Origin of the sequence: Anaerotignum propionicum DSM 1682, assembly GCF_001561955.1 — a bacterium.
Classification (GTDB): domain Bacteria; phylum Bacillota; class Clostridia; order Lachnospirales; family Anaerotignaceae; genus Chakrabartyella; species Chakrabartyella propionicum.
Window position 1 is genome coordinate 1,815,784 of record NZ_CP014223.1, and the last position, 17,014, is coordinate 1,832,797.

A 17,014-nucleotide genomic window follows, 5' to 3' on the forward strand; every position below is an offset into this window, starting at 1 on the left:
GAATTTATTTTCAATTTGCATATCCAATTTTCAATTGCTAAGTTTTTTTATAGCTTCAATAATAGGGAGCAATCGGTCACTTGCAATATTTTCCAACTCTGTGACAGGAATATCAAACAGCCAATAGTCCCCTGTGGCATGATTTTTGCCCTCACACCATACATTCAAGTTGCCTCCGTCACCAAAGTAAAACTGCTTTGCAAATTCGGAAGTGTCAATGCTCTCTGAAAGTTTTTTATACGCCTCCGATTTGAGATCTTTGGGTATTTCACCTTCAACTCCTGCGGCTGTCATTCCTAATTTGCCGTCAAGCACCAACTGTTTGAATGCATTCTTATCTTTTATGAAATCCCAGATATTCCCGGCATTTTTATCCCCTGTCGTCAAGCTGAATAGCTGTGTCTGTATTGAATTTACAGGGTAAGCCGCTCCTGCAGTATAGGCGGTATTATATACCCTTATGCTTAGCAAATCTCCACCTACAACTTCAAAAACAGGCATAATATCGTAGGTGGTATCGCTCTCAGAAGAAAGAGTTGGCGAGAGGCAAAAGTCTTTTAATTCCTTATTCAATTTTTCTTGTACAGTATTGTCTTTTAAGCCGCTCACCTCAACATAACGTGCCTGCTTGGCATCATCACCGTAGTTTTCTACTGCTTTATAATCAAATGCCACATTTTCTAAGGAATTAGCGGTATTTTTTTCATCTGTTTTACTGACGCTGGAAGTAATATCGGTTATAGAGCCATCCTCTGAATAGCTGTAAATTGCGGCTGTGGTCTCATCACCGGTGGTGATGACTGCAAATGTACGGGTAGCATCAGGATAATCTGTATTATGGTCAATCCATGTTCCATCGTTCAAATAATATTTTCCGTTGCCCGTATCACAATACATAGGTACATGGGTATGACCGAACACCACTACATCCACGTTTTCATTGGGATTATCCAAATATTGTGCCTTTGCTTGTGCGGCATAGTAATCCCAATTCACGGTTCCTGCCACCGCCTCAGTAAAGGAGTTGGTAACCTTTACCTTATTAAGTATCTGACGTTCCTGCCATGTGCGTTGAATATTTCGAAACAACACCGGTGCGGAAATCGTTCCATCCGCCTGCTGCGTCGGATAGAAGTCTAGATAGCTATACGCGTCATCAAATCCTGAAATGTGCATATCGAATATTTTTTCATCAAGGTTCTCATTAGGCGTCATACGTGTAGAGATGTCCTTGAGAAGTGAGTAATAAATATAAGCGCCATACTGGTCTACGTCGGATTGATCGGGCACCTTTGTTACCACAGGAATATCCTTTTCAACTTTTGGACGGCCCTCTAACACCCATGTTGCAGCATAGCGTGCATAGAAATAGCCAGCCGGCAGGATGGTATTTGCATTGCCGCATAGCTCTGCATTAGTGACCGTATCTGGAGCAGAAAATACATCATAACGATGACCATGTTCGATTGCAATTTCATTGCGGTCGCCTGTGTAATAAGTACCGAGTCCCTGCGCATCTCTTGCCTGGACAAGCTTTGGAATGGCCTCTTGTAAAACATCTGCCTCCAGTGTCATATCATGGTTGCCAGGCACGTAGACTAACTTTATCCCACTGTCAATGACGTTGTTCAATTCATCAATAACCCCCTGATTGTTAGCTATTGCGTCTTTATAAAATTGACGTTGATCTGTATAGCTGGGATAGTAGACGGGCAAAAACCACTCGTCCAGAAAATCACCGTCAATCACCAGTTCACGCACATCCTTAGTTTTTTGCAGGCGTTGTAAAAACTCAATCAATATGGGACGGTTTTTCAATGTTTCGGAATACTTGTCCTCAATACCGAGATGGATATCGCTAATAGCGACAATCTTATTTCTGGTGTTACCTCCATCCCATAAAGCTTCAACATTGTTTGATGCGCTGTTGTCTGATGAACAGCCTGTGGGCAGCATCCCCAAAGAAATCATCATGCTAGAAGCCAGCAGCAAAGAGAGAATTTTTTTTTTCATATTCGTTTCCTCCTTTATTTAACTTAAATTTGTTATTTTTCAATTCTGAAAATAACCTATAATAAAGAAAAAATGAGCCTTTACACTTAAAAAGCTCATTTTTACACTTAAAAATTACTATTCACTTAAAATTCCCTCTTGACAACTTATAATCTGATTTTCTCACACCAAACATGACAATGTCCAGTATGTAAGATAAAAGTTCTCAGCTTCACTATGATTATTGAACCAGAACTAGCATATTATGTAACTTTAAGGGCTACAGATGAGGAAATTATTTTTCTTAAACATCTCTTAGAGGAAGATACAAAAAAGCACGTGATTACGAATTTTTTCCATACGGACGATTTTCATTTTCACAGACAGGTTGCGAAGTACGCAAGAAATGATATCCTTGAAAACCTTTTAACCACAATTTTAGAACAGCTTTCAGCTGACGAATATGGTAACTTCAATAAATTTGTTGACAATTCCATAAAAATGGATAGTTTTAACGATCATATGTCCGTTTTTCAGGCTATTCAAAAAAGAGATCCTCTCCTTGCAAAAGATATTATGTATCGCCACCTTTTTGCTAGAATGAAGGTAATCAATCCTGACTATGGAACAAATTTAACTCATTCTGAAAAAATTAGAGATATTCGTTTAGAGCAATCAGAACAACAAAAATAGATTTCATTTCAATGCTTAACAGATAGGTATAAAAATATTTATTGAATTCTTTAGGTTGCCGAAATGTAAAATATCAGCAAACTTTTATCTTTTTTAGTTGAACCTTCCATTTTCTTTTAATTAACAAATCTACAGAAAAACGGGAGCATTCTATCCATGCCCATTGACTATTTGAATTCAATTCAAGAAAATAGGCAATCACTATTTGTATCCATAAGTAAATCAATTGAAGATTATTTTAAAGTCATAAAAACGATTTATGCCAATACATTTATTCTCGATTTCTGCAGGTAAGGATATAGCAATGTGTTCTAAAGCGTTATTAATCTGTATGCCGATGAAAAAGGCTTCCACGCCGAGTTATTCCTGCCACTTGGGATAGTGCATAGACTATCTTAGACAGTATAATGGAATTTTAATACTTACTTTTACACTTTTAAATAGTTGACTGAATAGTTCAAGGGGGCTGCAAATAGCCTCCTTGTTTTTGTGGATTACTGACCTTTACCCACATCATTCTGGTCGCTTTTTCAAAAAGGATGCACAGCATATCTCTCTCAAAACGATTAGTGGCAAAGTCTGCATCAGGGCAAAGAAATGTTCAGGCTTACCGGTACTAAAATACTTGTACCAGACTTCCAGTGTGTTTGATTTAGTTCCATGCTTTGGGTCGCTCCAAGTATTTTCGCCCGGCAATAGCAATACACTTGTTTCGCTCACATCTAACAATGAAAATTGATACACTTTTGTCTTAAATAGAACAGTTGTTAAATCCGTATGAAATTGAAGACAGCCTTGCTGATAATGCGAGGCTGCCCTTAGTTATATTACACCGTCATATCCCAAGTATAGTCCAAAGTATCCTTTCATTAAGACGGTGAATGGATTTTGATTTTCAAAAAACTCTCCTCGCCATAGTCATTAATTTTCGTCTAACAAAAAGCAATAGCGTTATCTGCGATAAATCACGGATAACGCTATTGCTTATATTAAATATTACTCCTAATTACCAAATTTATTGATAATAGGCAGTACATTTCCTCAAACGGTGGTTTACCGAAAGAACACCCATCGTTTTAACATTCGCCGGAGACGCTGGGGGGATAAACATAGCTTCAACAAGGTTCGGATTATCTACATTACCAAGGTTAGTAACGCTGTGACCGTTTCGCTTTTTATACCCAAGAATCAGCGACCCGACAAACTTTCCTGCTTCGCTCTCAAAGCCACCCATAACTGTAATTGCAGCAGCATCAATCAGTTCTGGCTTCATATGGAGATAACAGGCAAGAATCATCATGAGCTTTTTCGGATCGCCTATGTTCTTTTTCACTTTTTCCGAAACCGACTTCGCCACGGACTCAATATCTTCGGGTTGATTTGAAACCTCTATTGCAATTGCAGAGGCATAATTGCCCAACGCACCTGATTGGTAGCGGGAGAGATGCTTGCGTATATCCACTGCAATCACAACCCGACTCGTTTTTTCCTTGCACATCATCTCGGCAACAAGATAGTCATTCAATGAGAGACTTTGCTCATGGCATTTTTTTAGAACTTCTTCGGTCTTTGCTGTATCCCATGCTTCCTCAATATAAGATACCGAATTGTTTGCAATAAATTCTCCCTCGAATCTCCTATAATCCTCATAATTAACGGTACGCTTTTCATTTTTCCATTTGCGGTTTGCATACCCTATCATCTGTTTACTGATTGCGGAAAGCTGGCTGCCTTTGGGAAGTTCATCAATAGACATAATCAAATTTTCTTCTGCATGTGTAGGCTTTTTCCCGGATATATAGCAATCTGCAAATTCACATACCAAACCCAATATGCTGCGTCCGTCACCCAAAAGATGATGAGCAATAAACATCACTTCAAATTCTTCATCTCCTGGATATAGAACAATCTTCAGAAGACATTCGTGAAAAGCATCCCAGCCGCATCTTGTTATATCGCTGTAATCATTAGACCATTGAGAAGAATTGTCTTTTTCAAAGATTGGGGCTTGCAATTCTTCGCACCAGCAATAATACAGTTTTCCGCTTTTCACTTCTCTGGCAACACCGCTTTTCAAAAATGGGTGAGCCAACTCAAGTTCCCGAAGCACATTTTGCACTTTTCCTTTTTCGTATCTGCCCGCGATTTTTGCCTTGATACCAAAGTGCATATTGGGACACATCAGATGCGCACGTTCGGTCAGTATATATTGCCTCATAATTGATACCTCGCTTCATCTACAAATATGGCGTATGGAATTTGTAATGTTCTGCATATGAGTTCCATCGTTTCTTGTATTCTAATTTCAGGTGGCAAAACAAAGAATGTCTTATCATGCACCAAGCCACTAATCCCTTTTAGGAGGAAAGATGCAAGATACTCTTTACAATAGCCGTCGTCGCTGTCTGCCGCTTGCAGCAATCCATGTATCATCGACCGGAAAGCAGGGAGCATGGCTTCTAAAGTCTGATCATGCAGAGCATACAATATCGACCAGTGAATAGATCCATTCGCTATTTCAGATAATTCCTCCATACTGCTGGTATAACAATCATAAAGCTGCTCAAGCATTAATCGAGGAGTGGCATGATTGGTTACTATGGCTGAAATTTTTTCGCCGCTCTTTTTGAAAAAGAACTCAACCGCTTTGTCAAATACTTCTTGTTTGGAATTAAAGTAGTGATAAAACATACCAACCTCACCGTTGACGTGTTCTAAAATCATTCGAATAGAAGTGGCTTCGTACCCATTCCTTAAGAATAATTCTAATGCGGCATTTAGAATTTCATCTCGTTTACCACCCGCTAAAACAGCTTTTCTCGACATAGTAACTCTCCCTATAATAAACAGAATTTCGTTCTGTTTATTATTATAATTATTTCATTCTCACTCGTCAATTGATTTCAAAAGCAATCACAGCTATAGGCGTCTAACAGGGGAATAAATAAGCAATCACGACCCCAATTAAAAATAGATTGTTCTTTTTAACTTTGCTTCTTTACTCATAAAATCACCCTCATCATCACCGAATCACAATAGAGAATATAAAGCTCAGTGCGTTGCGAGTAACCGCCAATTTTGTGCCGAACTCTCGTTTTTCAAGTGGAAGTGCCACAACACCAATCATGGTAAGCATTGTCAAAAATCGCGGCTATTGTTGCTACGAGAAATTTTTGCTTTACAATGATGTCAGCAATTTCCTCGGGTGGCAGTATTGCTAATATCACTCCTATGGCAAAGATAACTGCAAAGATAGTTAGAGCTATGCCTCTACCCATAAATAGTGCTTTTTTTAGTGCATTTTTTGTCTTTGCTTTATCTTTTACAAAAGGAAAAACAAGAATTCCAGCAGTAATTATCAAAATAGCAATTGTAAATTATGTAGAGTCAACCAATCTTTTCAGTTTTATTATTAATATATTTGGTTGTCAAAATAATGCCAACCATGCATAACACAATGATATAATAGAACACATAATCATAATTCCCATAATAATCAAGTATTAATCCAGAAGTTGAAACACCTGCAATCGCACCAACACCATAGGCAGTAAACACCAATCCGTAATTTTGACTATTATTCTTTATTCCGTATAACTTAAGTGTTGACGTCGGAGCAATTGCCAGCCACCCCCCCAAATTAAACCAGAAGATTGAAAATGTTAGGATATAAACTAAAGTATGCTTACCTGATGTGACTAGCCCCATTGCAGATGACATAATTAAAAAATATGAAATTGTCATTGCCTTTCTAGATGAGTATCTATCTGTAACCCAACCAAATGCAGGTCTTCCAACCCCATTAAAAATAGCAAAAATTGCCATGGTTCTAGTCACAGTTGGTGAATCAAGCTGAAAGTAGTCTAAGCCTACGTTGATTGTCATTCCAACCACCATAAGTCCTATCATGGTACCAATTAAAAAATTTAAATATACACCTTTAAAACTCTTTGTTCTAATCATTTGCTTTAATGTTAAATCCCGTGAGTTTTCAGAACTCTGATTTACTTTTTTATTGAAAATTAACACCTCTTCATCACTTGGGTATTTAAAAAGAATCGCTAAAATTGGCAACATCACAGCAAAACTCACTCCAAGAATGAAAAATGTTTTCATGACGCCATAACTTTCAACTAAGGATCTGGCAATTGGAGCCGTTACGAGAGGAGAGAGTCCGAATCCGATAAGAATCAACCCAACGGCAATCCCCTTTTTATCCGGGAACCACTTTGCAATGACAGACAAAGGAACACCATAAGCTATTCCAACACCCGCGCCACTAATACAACCATAGGTAATCGTTAGCAAAAATATATTCGAAACAAAAGATGATAATATCCAACCTAAGGAAACCAGCAGACCGCCAAGTATTAATATTTTTTTCGCTTGAAACTTCTCAATGTATCTGCCCGTTAAAAACATAAACAACGCATAGAAAGCCAATGCTACCATATAAGGCATTCCACTTTCTGCAGCACCTATCATCAAATCCTTCTCCAACGCAACCCTAAATACACTATAAGAATATACAGTTCCTAAAAACATCATAAAAATAATGCCTAAAACAATATATACCCACCTTTTATTATATTTTAATGCTTCTTTCAATTTCATTTGTTGTAATTTCATCAGAATTTATACACCTCACTGTTTTTTCACTCAAGTCATATATCAGTGTTTCTTTTATCAGTTCTGTTCTACCATTCATTTTTTTCGTATAGTTCCTCGGCTGAAAACCATACTGTCAAGATCCCAGTGTCCAAAGGTTTCTCTGCTTTTAACATCTTTAGATCGTTTAGAAATGGATATGCCTATTGAAAACTTACCACGTTTTCAGATTTTCTGCATTTTCCCTTTTGACGTAGAATCTTTACGGTTACTGTGGGCAGAATTCCAGCGTAAAGCCAGTTATAGATGGTTTTAAAGCTGACAGCACTTCATTTTGAAATCTAACAATAAAAAAAGCCAATAACAAATCCCTTAAGGAAAATTGTTATTGGCTAACTATGTGACTGGTATAAAACCTTTCATTAAGTCTTCCAATTCTATTCATTTATACTTTCTTCAATATTTTTATCCACAACAACTGCTATAATTTTTTCGCCTGTTTTCGTGCTAACGTCTGAATGAGTACTAATCACATTAACATCAATAACGGACTTAATGGCCCCCTCTAAGCTCATTCGTGCGTTTTCGAATAACGCAGCTCTTACTTTTTTTATTAGTTCTACACCTTCACGGTTTTGGGCTAAATTTTTTTCCGAGGGGCTTAAAAACCCTTTCAATCTAATAAAAATTATATCTTGTATAATAATTGTTCGTATTTTTTCTGGTCCACGTCCCATTTGTTCAATTTCAAACTTACTTATTGCTTCGCTTATTTTCGACTCAATTTGTCCTTTTGTCATGAACAGTTTCTCCTAAAGTAACAATCGTTTTAATTTCAAAACTTTATTAGTTTTGGTTGGCTTTATTATAGCATATTGAAGCTTTAGTTTCAATCTAATTTTATCGGGAAGATTGTCCAAATCCTTCATCTGAAGATCAGGTATCAGATAGCCCCCATTCTGAATATAATTGAGTGTGTTTTCCATTATCAGTTCCGCCTTTACGCCTTTACTTTTACCCTTTAATGGTATCTTACTCCAGAACTCGGATGTTGTATCTCATTTGTAGCATATACATCCTTACCCTATATAAATTAATCTATCATAAAATTCATTAACTTGTGAATTGAATGACCATCTTTTCCTGATTACTAATCATAATAAAAATTGTTTTCTCTGAGTTTTTGTCAACCTCCACCCACAGGCGGAAATAATGCCAACACATCATGTTCCTTTAGTATACTCTCTAAAGTACCGCCTCTGCCATTAATCATAATAATGGCAACATCTGCCACCGGTATTTTTAAAGATTCTATCACATCTTTCGTTGTTAATTCCGATTCAACATCAAGATCAAAAAGTTTCTCTCGGTTTTCTCTCAAGGTTGCAAAAAGTTTCACTGTTATTTTCATATACTCCCTCCCCATTCTGTATCACAAAATTAGCATCATTATCTTGGTTTTTACCATAAAACCCCAAAGCAATGCGATACGGCCCCGGACATCCAGGGGGTAAAAATGCAATACGATCCCCAGGTTGAATTAAGTAATCCAACTGTTGCACAAATCCATTCACGAATATCACTTCTACGTCTTCCTTTTGTATACCTAATTGTTCAGATAATTCCAATCCATTTATTGGTTCATCTATCTCTATATAAAAAGGCATACTTCCATACCGCTTCCGTAGGTATGCATCTAGTTGCAGAAAGCCTCTAATTTCAAGCTTTTTATTTGTGCACTCCATATCTTACCCCTTTCCACAGTTTCCTCACAAAAACTTTAAGCATTCAAATACAATCTTTTTGGGTCAGTACTTCATTAGAGCCAAAAAGTCGAACCGAAGTTCGACTTTTCACCTTGTTTGACCGATAGGCTGATACGAACCTATACTTTAGGTAATACCGCATGGCTCTGTATGTCCAGCTGTGTAGTCACATTTTTCGTCAGACGAAACAAAAAGCGCAGGAATACTGGAGGTATTTGCGAGCATTTTTGTGCAGGCTGACGGAAAAGATGCAATCAGATGGGCGTACAAGGCGTCAGCCGCGAATTATGCGGTGTTGCCTTTATATTAAAAATTCATAACTTCATCAATTTCTTCCGGTGTGAAATCCCATACAACATTGTGTGGTTCAATGGGTTCATACTCCATGAATTCTGGTAATCTATCATGGGCATTTGTGAAGCCTGCACGTTTATTAAAATCTCTTTCTACTCTTAGCACTGATTTGCCCAATTCATCTACATCGTTTGCTGTCAAATTTATTCCATACTGAGCATTAATCATATCAATTAAAGCTTGATATCCACCGGGATTGTCCGCAATACCAAAGTATACGAATAGGCACAATCCAGTACTATCAACTGCTGCCGTACCTATTTGCATTGCCCTTGCATATTCTATCTGACCATCTTTCTTAAGTGGATCAATATATCCGCCAATCTTTAAGATGTTACCCGAAATACAATATCCTGCTGTATGGTCTGCACCCATGGTGGTCGTTGCATAGGTCAATCCAATCCCCTTAACTGCACGTGGATCATATGCAGGGATAGCCTGATCTTTAACAACCGGCACACGGTACAAGCCACAAACTTTTCCAACAACAGTTGTGCCGCTTGCAATTATTCTTGCAATATGTGTGGGCTTTGCAATGTCCTTGACAATCTCAAGAACTGCCTTGCCGTCACCCCAAGGTATTAATCCGCCTTCCATGGCAGTTGCCACAGCAACAGCAACTTCAATACTATCTACACCCACATCATCCATTGCACGATCAATATAGGCAATGGCATCAAGATCATCAATTCCAGCATCTGCGCCCAAGCCCCAAATGGTTTCATATTCAAACCCGCTGGTTATGTATTTACCTTGTTTATCTGGATACCATTGTGAACAGCGCATAAGACATCCTGGGTGACATCCATGAGATACTTTACCATCACCACCACGCTCAGCAATGGTCGCATTGATTGTTTCACCAGAGATATTATCGCTATGGTCAACCCGTCCTTTCGAGAAGTTATAGGATGGTAAACCACCTGCTTCATTCAGTATATTGACCAAAACACCCGTTCCATAGCTCGCCAAGCCTTGCCCCGAAACCGGATGATCAAGAATTGCTTTTGCAAATACTTTGGCAGCTGCAGAAAAAGCTTCAGGATTTGCTATGGGAACCTTACCCGCTCCCTTATCATCAATAATGATTGCTTTTACTTTTTTAGATCCAAGAACTGCACCTAAGCCACCTCTACCTGCACTTCGGATATTTCCGTCAGGATCCTTAAATGAGATATTTGCAGAGGGCAACCGATATTCTCCAGCAGGCCCTGCAATGGCAATTCCTACATGTGTACCGTATTTTTCGCCTAATATTTTAATTGCATCGTAATTTCCACACCCACCTAAAATTTCAGCCGGCGCTTCATCGATGGTGACGCCGTTCATATCAATCTTAATAATATAAAACTTATCGCCCTTTGGCATCCCTTCGATAACAAACGCTTTAATTCCCATCTTCGCCAATTTTTGTGAGGATGAACCACCTGTGTTGCATTCTTTAATAGTTCCAGTCAGTGGGCTTTTTCCGCCAACGGACATACGCCCTGAATTTGGCGCAGATGTTCCACTCAGTAAACCAGGTGCAAAAATCAATTTGTTGTTCTTACCAAGTGCATGGCAAGTGGGATTTACCTCATCATTCACAAAGTTTGATGTGAGGGCACGTCCACCTAAGCCAGCATATTTCTCTGGCACATCCATAGTTGTTGCTTGCAATGTTGTCATGTCAATTCGGATGAATTTTTGCATAATAAAAGCCTCCCTTATTTGGTTAATTTTATAGCGTTTTACGGCTAAAGTGCACAGGATAATAAAGTACAACCAGTTTTATCCTATCCTTTCCAAATAACGGGAGGCAGCAAAGTTTCCTTATTCTACCCATTGGTCAGCCTTCATGGTATTCCTAGGAATGACTTTAGAAAAACTGACTCGGATAAGCTATACTACTACAGCTACATTATATTCAAATTATAGCATAATATCACCAAAATGTCTATGCCTACCCCTATTTTCGGGCACATTCTCTGGCATCGCCCACTAAGATATCAATACCATGCTTTAGAGGATCGAGGATTACTTCCATACATTCGGCTACGGCTTTTGGACTCCCCGGCATATTGACAATAATACTATCCCCTCGAATACCGGATATGGCACGACTCAGCATTGCTTTGGGCGTTTTTTGGAAACTGCTCCAGCGCATTGCTTCCACAATTCCGGGACATTCTCTTTCTATAACCAGTCGGGTAGCTTCTGGGGTATTATCACGCTTGGAGAATCCCGTACCACCGGTAGTAAAAATCAAGTGACATCCTAAAACATCTGCCATCTCAATCAGGGCATCTCGAAGTTTTGGAATATCATCGGAAACGATTTCCAGTTTCGCAACTTCAAATCCTTCTTCTTCTACAATGCTTCTGATTAACGCTCCGCTTTCATCCGTTCTCAATCCCTTTGCGCCTTGATCACTTGCCACGATGATTCCAACCCTTCTCATTCTTGCTCCCCACTTTCAAGAGGCACCACCCTAATTTCGTCCCCTACTTTGACTTTTCCACCCTCAATAACCTTTGTAAAGATACCTTCCTTGGGCATAACGCATTCACCAACCAGTTTCTTAATTGCACAGCCAAAATGACATTCCTTTCCTATTTGAGTGACCTCATGAAGGGTTTGTCCAATGTAAACCTTACTGCCTACAGGAATGGTCCACAACTCAATTCCCTCCGTTGTTAGGTTTTCGGCAAATCTACCGGTACACAAACCTTGAAACCCTTGCTTACGAATTTTATCAACACTTTCATTGGCAAGGAGACTCACTTGGCGATGCCATTTTCCTGCATGGGCATCCCCTTCAATACCAAAATCGGCTATCATATTTGCCTCCGGAATAGATGTTTTCGGCACCCCTTTTGTCTCACTAATATTAATTGCAATTACTTTCCCTAGCATGACCATTCCTCCCATCTTGAAATTAGTTTTCTTTGGTTCTTAAGTAATGTCCGCTTTTTCCGCCCGTTTTCTCTGCCAAATAAATATTCTGAATTACCATTTCTTTATCTATGGCCTTGCACATATCATAAATGGTTAGCGCCGCTACCGTAACAGCTGTCAACGCTTCCATTTCAACTCCCGTCTTTCCAATAACCTTAGCAATCGCCGTAATTTGAATTGTATTGGTTTCATCAATCATATTAAATTCGAGGTCCACACCCGTTAAGTTCAGAGGATGACACATGGGAATAATGTCGCTGGTTCGTTTGGCACCAATAATCCCTGCAACCTGAGCTACCGTTAGAACATCCCCTTTTTTGATTCCTCCTGTTTTTACCCTTTCGAAGGTTTCGGCGGAAACAACGATTTCTCCAATGGCTCTGGCAATGCGTAATGTATCTTTTTTCTCTTCGACAGAAACCATTTTAGCGTACCCTAATTCATTCATGTGTGTCAGTGACATATTAGCCTCCTATGGTATACATATTCCTTAAAATCGGAACGACATCCTCTTGATTTAATTGATGCGCTTCCGGTTTCGAATGAATTGCATTGATGATACTATTTTTTAACCCATCTGGATCATGCAAATAAGGTTTCAAGTCCACTTCTGTTGTGCTATGTAAACAGGTTTTCAGCATGCCATCGGCAGTTACCCGTAATCGATTGCAACTTAAACAAAAATGGTCTGAGATTGCATTAATGATTCCTACCCATCTTCCTGTTTCTGTATGTCGATAATATCTGCAGGGTCCTCCATTGCCATGATTAGGTTCCGGAGTCAAGTCCAGGCGATTTAATAAAAACTCATTTAAGTTTAAAAACCGATCCTTATTCCACGCAGCAGCCTCTCCAATTGGCATGAGCTCAATAAATCGTACCTCTATGGATGGGTCAAAATAGTTTAAAAAGTGTTCCACTTCATGATCATTGAACCCCTTAATCAGCACCACATTGATTTTGATGGGTGATAATCCAAGCTCCCTCGCTTTTTCTATTCCTCGTAACACACTAGCCAGATTGCCACCTCTGGTCAATTGTTGGTAGCTTTCCGGAACTAAAGAATCAACGCTTATATTCATTCTTGTTATCCCTGCTTCCTTAAGTTCTTCAACCTGAGATTCCAACAAGATACCGTTTGTCGTTAAGGAAATATCTTTTATGCCTTCGATCCTCTTTATCTCTTGAATTAAGGAAGGTAAACCTCTTCTAACGAGGGGCTCACCACCTGTTATCCTTACCTTTTTAATCCCCAAAGTTGCCATCGTTTCAACAATTTGAAGATATTCTTCGTTTCGAAGGATTGTTTCATGCTTTTTTTTAAGTATGCCTGATTCAGGCATACAATACCGACATCTTAAATTGCATCTGTCTGTTACTGACAATCTAAGATACTCTATCTGCCTTCCAAAGTTATCTTGCATGAATTACCTCCTATCGACACGTATTGTAGCGGCTCAATCTCATAACCACCCGCTTCAACAAGTCTTTGTTTAAATGCCTCGCTTTGAATCGTATCAATGAAATCCTTAATGATTGTCATTTCCATAAAACGTTTGGGTATTAAAAAATCATAATCCTCCTTGGCTACAGCTTTATATGATAACCCCATTTGCCTTGCCACAGATTCTATTCCAACGCCAACATCCGCATTACCGGAAAGAACAGCCTGTGCAACGGCGGTATGCGTCAAAACCTCTGTTTCATATCCCTTGATTTGATCTTTATTCACGAGGTCCTTCTTCAAAAAATAATCTGTTAACAATCTTGTCCCCGATCCCTTTTGCCTGTTTATGAATGAAAGATTCTTTTGGACTAAATCCCTTATGCTATCAATCATTGTATCCTCTTTACGCATGTAGAAACCTTGCCATCTTTTCATTCCTTTTATCAGTATCATTTCTTCCCCAGATAGATATCTTAATACCTCTTTCACATTATACTCTCCGGTATTTTCGTCCAAAAGGTGAATGGGCGCTACATGGGCTTCCCCCCTTTTGATAGCCAAAATCCCACCTAAGCTTCCTACATGAGCGGATAAAAGATAGGTTTCTTTTTTTTCTCCCAGAAGCAAATCTGCTACCCAATCCATAATCAAGTCATGGCTTCCAATCGAGACAAGGGCTTTTTCAAGTTCCAAATGTTTCCTTGTTTGTTCTACCATTACCTTACTGCCAGAGATAAAGCCTTCCGATTCCTTTTCTATCGTTAAAATCCCATTAGCCTTTACTAGGGACATTGTTGAGGCAGCTCCCCTTTTTAGTGGTGTGGCAATCACTTTTCCATCCACATTTCCTAGTTGTACTCGGACGAACTCTTTATGCTTTAAAGAGGAAGGCACTGCTTGGGATAAAGTGGCTTCCATCCATTTTTGCGGTGGCTTAATGCCCTCAATCATTGGGATCACAAAATGCTTAAACGTCATATAGGCTGATACGGGATAACCGGGTATCCCCACGACGGGCTTTCCTTCAATAGCACCAAGGATGGCCGGCTTTCCCGGTTTAATATCTATGCCATGTATCCACACCTCGCCAAGCTCCTTTATTAATGATGCGGTATAATCCTCACTACCCGCTGACGAGCCTGCATTGATTACCACAAAATCATTTTCTTTGACCGCTTTTTGCAGTGCTTGCCTTAACAATTCTTTATCATCGGATACAATGGGATATCGTATCGGCATTCCACCACTTTCAAGCACTAACCCTGCAAACATTCGGGTATTGGATTCCAGAATATCCCCAGATTTAAGCTTTGTTCCTATTTCAACAATTTCTGTGCCCGTTGGAATTAATCCGACTCTTAATGGCGCATAAACCTTGAGTTTCTCTATTCCTCCACTCACCAGAGCTCCCAAATCAACTGCAGTGATTTTATGATTTCTTGTTAGCAGCATCTCTCCTACAACGAAGTCTTCTCCTATCATACGGACATGCTGCCATGGATGACTCGGTGTAATTATTTCCACGTGTGTTTCATCAATTATTCTTACATCCTCAATCATGATGACGCTATCGTAAGGCTCACAAATGACGTCCCCTGTATCCACAAAAACAAATTCTGTATCCTTGGTTAGACGAACCGGATTTCGTTCATCGGCCATCCGTGTTGTTTTCGAAATCACTGCAATTCCATCCATAGCAGAAGCATTGAAATTTGGATTGGAATATTTTGCATAAATGGGTTCCGCTGTAATCCTTCCAAAGCTCCCTTCTACAGGAATTTCCTCAATCGTTTTACGGAAGGATGCAGTGGTTTTATCTTCAAAACATTGAAGGGCTTCTTCCAATGTTACAGTTTGTAAATAGATATTTCTTTCCATAAAAACCTGCCTTTCTTAACACCTGCAAACGTTGTGTCTTAGGCAATTTGGTATAAAAAGCGAAAAATCATACTTTCCCGCTCCTTAAAGAAGATATGCTACCAGATTGTCTCCCACTTTTATCCCTTCCTGATTCATCTTTATAACGACATAAGCATTTGCCTTCGCCAAAGCACTGACCATACCTGATTTACCATACAAAATATGTGCTGTAAGCTTCTCCTCCTCATATACCATTTCTACCAATTGATATACGTCTCTGCCACCTGCCGCATGAAGCTGAAACCCTGAGATACAGGGAATCCTTCTTATCTCGGTTTCATTTTTCCCTATGAAATCATTCAAAAACGGTTCCACAAATGCTTTCATTGTAATAAAACATGCAGCTGGATGCCCGGGTAAACCAATGACAGGTTTCTCCCCAATTTGTCCCACTACCGTTGGTTTTCCAGGTTTAATTGCCAATCCATGAATAAAAACATTGGGAGAATCTGTATTACCAGCTAGACTGTCAATGGCCAACTGTGTCATATCCTTGATACCGGCTGAACTGCCACCCGATAATATAACAACATCTGCCGAAACAGTTGCATTCCTTAATGCCTTTTGAAATGCTTCTATCTCATCTATAACCCGAACACTATCTACGACCTCACAGCCACAGGATTCCACAATGTTTCGAATAATGGTGGAATTGCAGTCTCTCACCTGTCCATATCCAGGTGTGGAAGAGACATCCACCAATTCATCTCCCGTCGACAGGATGAATACTTTTGGTTTCTTGACCACAGGAATTTCAGCATATCCAAGGCTTGCTAGTATTGCTTCATGTTGGGGTGCCAAACGTGTTCCCTTCTTTAATATAAGCGTCCTTTCTTGAACGTCCTCACCTATCCCTACGATATTTTCACCATAGGTGGCTGTGTAATAAATGGCAATATCCGGACCTAGTGCTTCCGTATGTTCTATCATTACCATGGCCTCCGCCCCCACAGGAATCTCACCTCCCGTGGGAACATAGGCAGCATATCCAGTAGTTAGATTTAATTCTGATTTACAACCAATATCGACGATCCCCACAACTTGTAAAATCATAGGGGACTGTTCTGATGCGCCCAACGTATCACTAGCTAAAACGGCATATCCATCCACCATTGATCTCCGAAAGGATGGTAAATTTTCTGTAGCATAAAGATCCTTCGCTAAATATCGCCCAAGGGAAGCCTCTAAATCAACCATTTCTACTGTCGAATCTTTTCTTTGAAACCGCAGCTTCATCTGACTTAAAGCCTCTTCAATTTTTGTAACATTTAAATATGCCATAGAAAACCTCCTACTT

General features: G+C 39.3%; 15 protein-coding genes and 1 riboswitch. Of the genes, 1 reads left to right on the forward strand and 14 read right to left on the reverse strand.

Features of this window, described 5'->3' with window-relative positions; translation table 11 throughout:
- Positions 1–30 precede the first annotated feature (30 nt).
- Positions 31–2,013 carry a metallophosphoesterase gene (locus tag CPRO_RS08425; RefSeq protein ID WP_066050334.1) on the reverse strand — a complete coding sequence of 661 codons (1,983 nt, stop codon included), beginning with the start codon at positions 2,011–2,013 and terminating at the stop codon, positions 31–33.
- 216 nt (positions 2,014–2,229) lie between these two features.
- Between CPRO_RS08425 and CPRO_RS08430 the strand changes: the two genes are divergently transcribed.
- Positions 2,230–2,685, forward strand: coding sequence for a FadR/GntR family transcriptional regulator (locus tag CPRO_RS08430; RefSeq protein WP_066050337.1), 456 nt, complete (start codon positions 2,230–2,232; stop codon positions 2,683–2,685).
- Positions 2,686–3,700: 1,015 nt separating this feature from the next.
- Here the strand turns inward: CPRO_RS08430 and CPRO_RS08435 are convergent.
- From CPRO_RS08435 to CPRO_RS08500, 13 genes are all read right to left on the reverse strand, one after another.
- The gene (locus tag CPRO_RS08435) at positions 3,701–4,903 is read right to left on the reverse strand and encodes a hypothetical protein (protein WP_066050339.1); all 1,203 of its coding nucleotides are present in this window, start codon (positions 4,901–4,903) and stop codon (positions 3,701–3,703) included.
- Positions 4,900–5,511 (reverse strand): TetR/AcrR family transcriptional regulator, encoded by a 612-nt coding sequence (locus tag CPRO_RS08440; protein WP_066050342.1) that lies wholly within the window; start codon positions 5,509–5,511, stop codon positions 4,900–4,902. The genes CPRO_RS08435 and CPRO_RS08440 overlap by 4 nt, the downstream gene beginning before the upstream one ends.
- Before the next feature lie 561 nt (positions 5,512–6,072).
- The gene (locus tag CPRO_RS08450) at positions 6,073–7,314 is read right to left on the reverse strand and encodes an L-lactate MFS transporter (RefSeq protein ID WP_066050348.1); all 1,242 of its coding nucleotides are present in this window, start codon (positions 7,312–7,314) and stop codon (positions 6,073–6,075) included.
- A gap of 416 nt (positions 7,315–7,730) precedes the next feature.
- On the reverse strand, positions 7,731–8,093 hold the full coding sequence (locus CPRO_RS08455; RefSeq protein ID WP_066050351.1) for a Na-translocating system protein MpsC family protein: 363 nt from the start codon (positions 8,091–8,093) through the stop codon (positions 7,731–7,733).
- A 386-nt stretch (positions 8,094–8,479) separates the two neighbouring features.
- Positions 8,480–8,704 carry a MoaD/ThiS family protein gene (locus CPRO_RS08460; protein WP_066050354.1) on the reverse strand — a complete coding sequence of 75 codons (225 nt, stop codon included), beginning with the start codon at positions 8,702–8,704 and terminating at the stop codon, positions 8,480–8,482.
- The gene (locus tag CPRO_RS08465) at positions 8,646–9,038 is read right to left on the reverse strand and encodes a MoaD/ThiS family protein (RefSeq protein ID WP_143149003.1); all 393 of its coding nucleotides are present in this window, start codon (positions 9,036–9,038) and stop codon (positions 8,646–8,648) included. Before CPRO_RS08465 ends, CPRO_RS08460 begins: the two co-directional genes overlap by 59 nt.
- Before the next feature lie 327 nt (positions 9,039–9,365).
- Positions 9,366–11,105 (reverse strand): aldehyde ferredoxin oxidoreductase C-terminal domain-containing protein, encoded by a 1,740-nt coding sequence (locus tag CPRO_RS08470; protein WP_066050358.1) that lies wholly within the window; start codon positions 11,103–11,105, stop codon positions 9,366–9,368.
- 69 nt (positions 11,106–11,174) lie between these two features.
- A riboswitch (molybdenum cofactor riboswitch) is annotated at positions 11,175–11,302 on the reverse strand.
- Positions 11,303–11,361: 59 nt separating this feature from the next.
- Entirely contained in the window at positions 11,362–11,853 is a 492-nt protein-coding gene (locus CPRO_RS08475; RefSeq protein ID WP_066050361.1) for a MogA/MoaB family molybdenum cofactor biosynthesis protein, read from the reverse strand.
- Positions 11,850–12,308 (reverse strand): MOSC domain-containing protein, encoded by a 459-nt coding sequence (locus CPRO_RS08480; RefSeq protein WP_200777683.1) that lies wholly within the window; start codon positions 12,306–12,308, stop codon positions 11,850–11,852. The genes CPRO_RS08475 and CPRO_RS08480 overlap by 4 nt, the downstream gene beginning before the upstream one ends.
- 22 nt (positions 12,309–12,330) lie before the next feature.
- Positions 12,331–12,813, reverse strand: coding sequence for a cyclic pyranopterin monophosphate synthase MoaC (gene moaC, locus CPRO_RS08485; protein ID WP_066050369.1), 483 nt, complete (start codon positions 12,811–12,813; stop codon positions 12,331–12,333).
- A gap of 1 nt (position 12,814) precedes the next feature.
- Positions 12,815–13,774, reverse strand: coding sequence for a GTP 3',8-cyclase MoaA (gene moaA / locus CPRO_RS08490; protein WP_066050373.1), 960 nt, complete (start codon positions 13,772–13,774; stop codon positions 12,815–12,817).
- Complete coding sequence (locus CPRO_RS08495; protein ID WP_066050376.1) at positions 13,747–15,675, reverse strand: molybdopterin biosynthesis protein; 1,929 nt, start codon at positions 15,673–15,675, stop codon at positions 13,747–13,749. Before CPRO_RS08495 ends, moaA begins: the two co-directional genes overlap by 28 nt.
- An 84-nt stretch (positions 15,676–15,759) precedes the next feature.
- Complete coding sequence (locus CPRO_RS08500) at positions 15,760–16,998, reverse strand: molybdopterin molybdotransferase MoeA (RefSeq protein WP_066050379.1); 1,239 nt, start codon at positions 16,996–16,998, stop codon at positions 15,760–15,762.
- Positions 16,999–17,014: the final 16 nt, after the last annotated feature.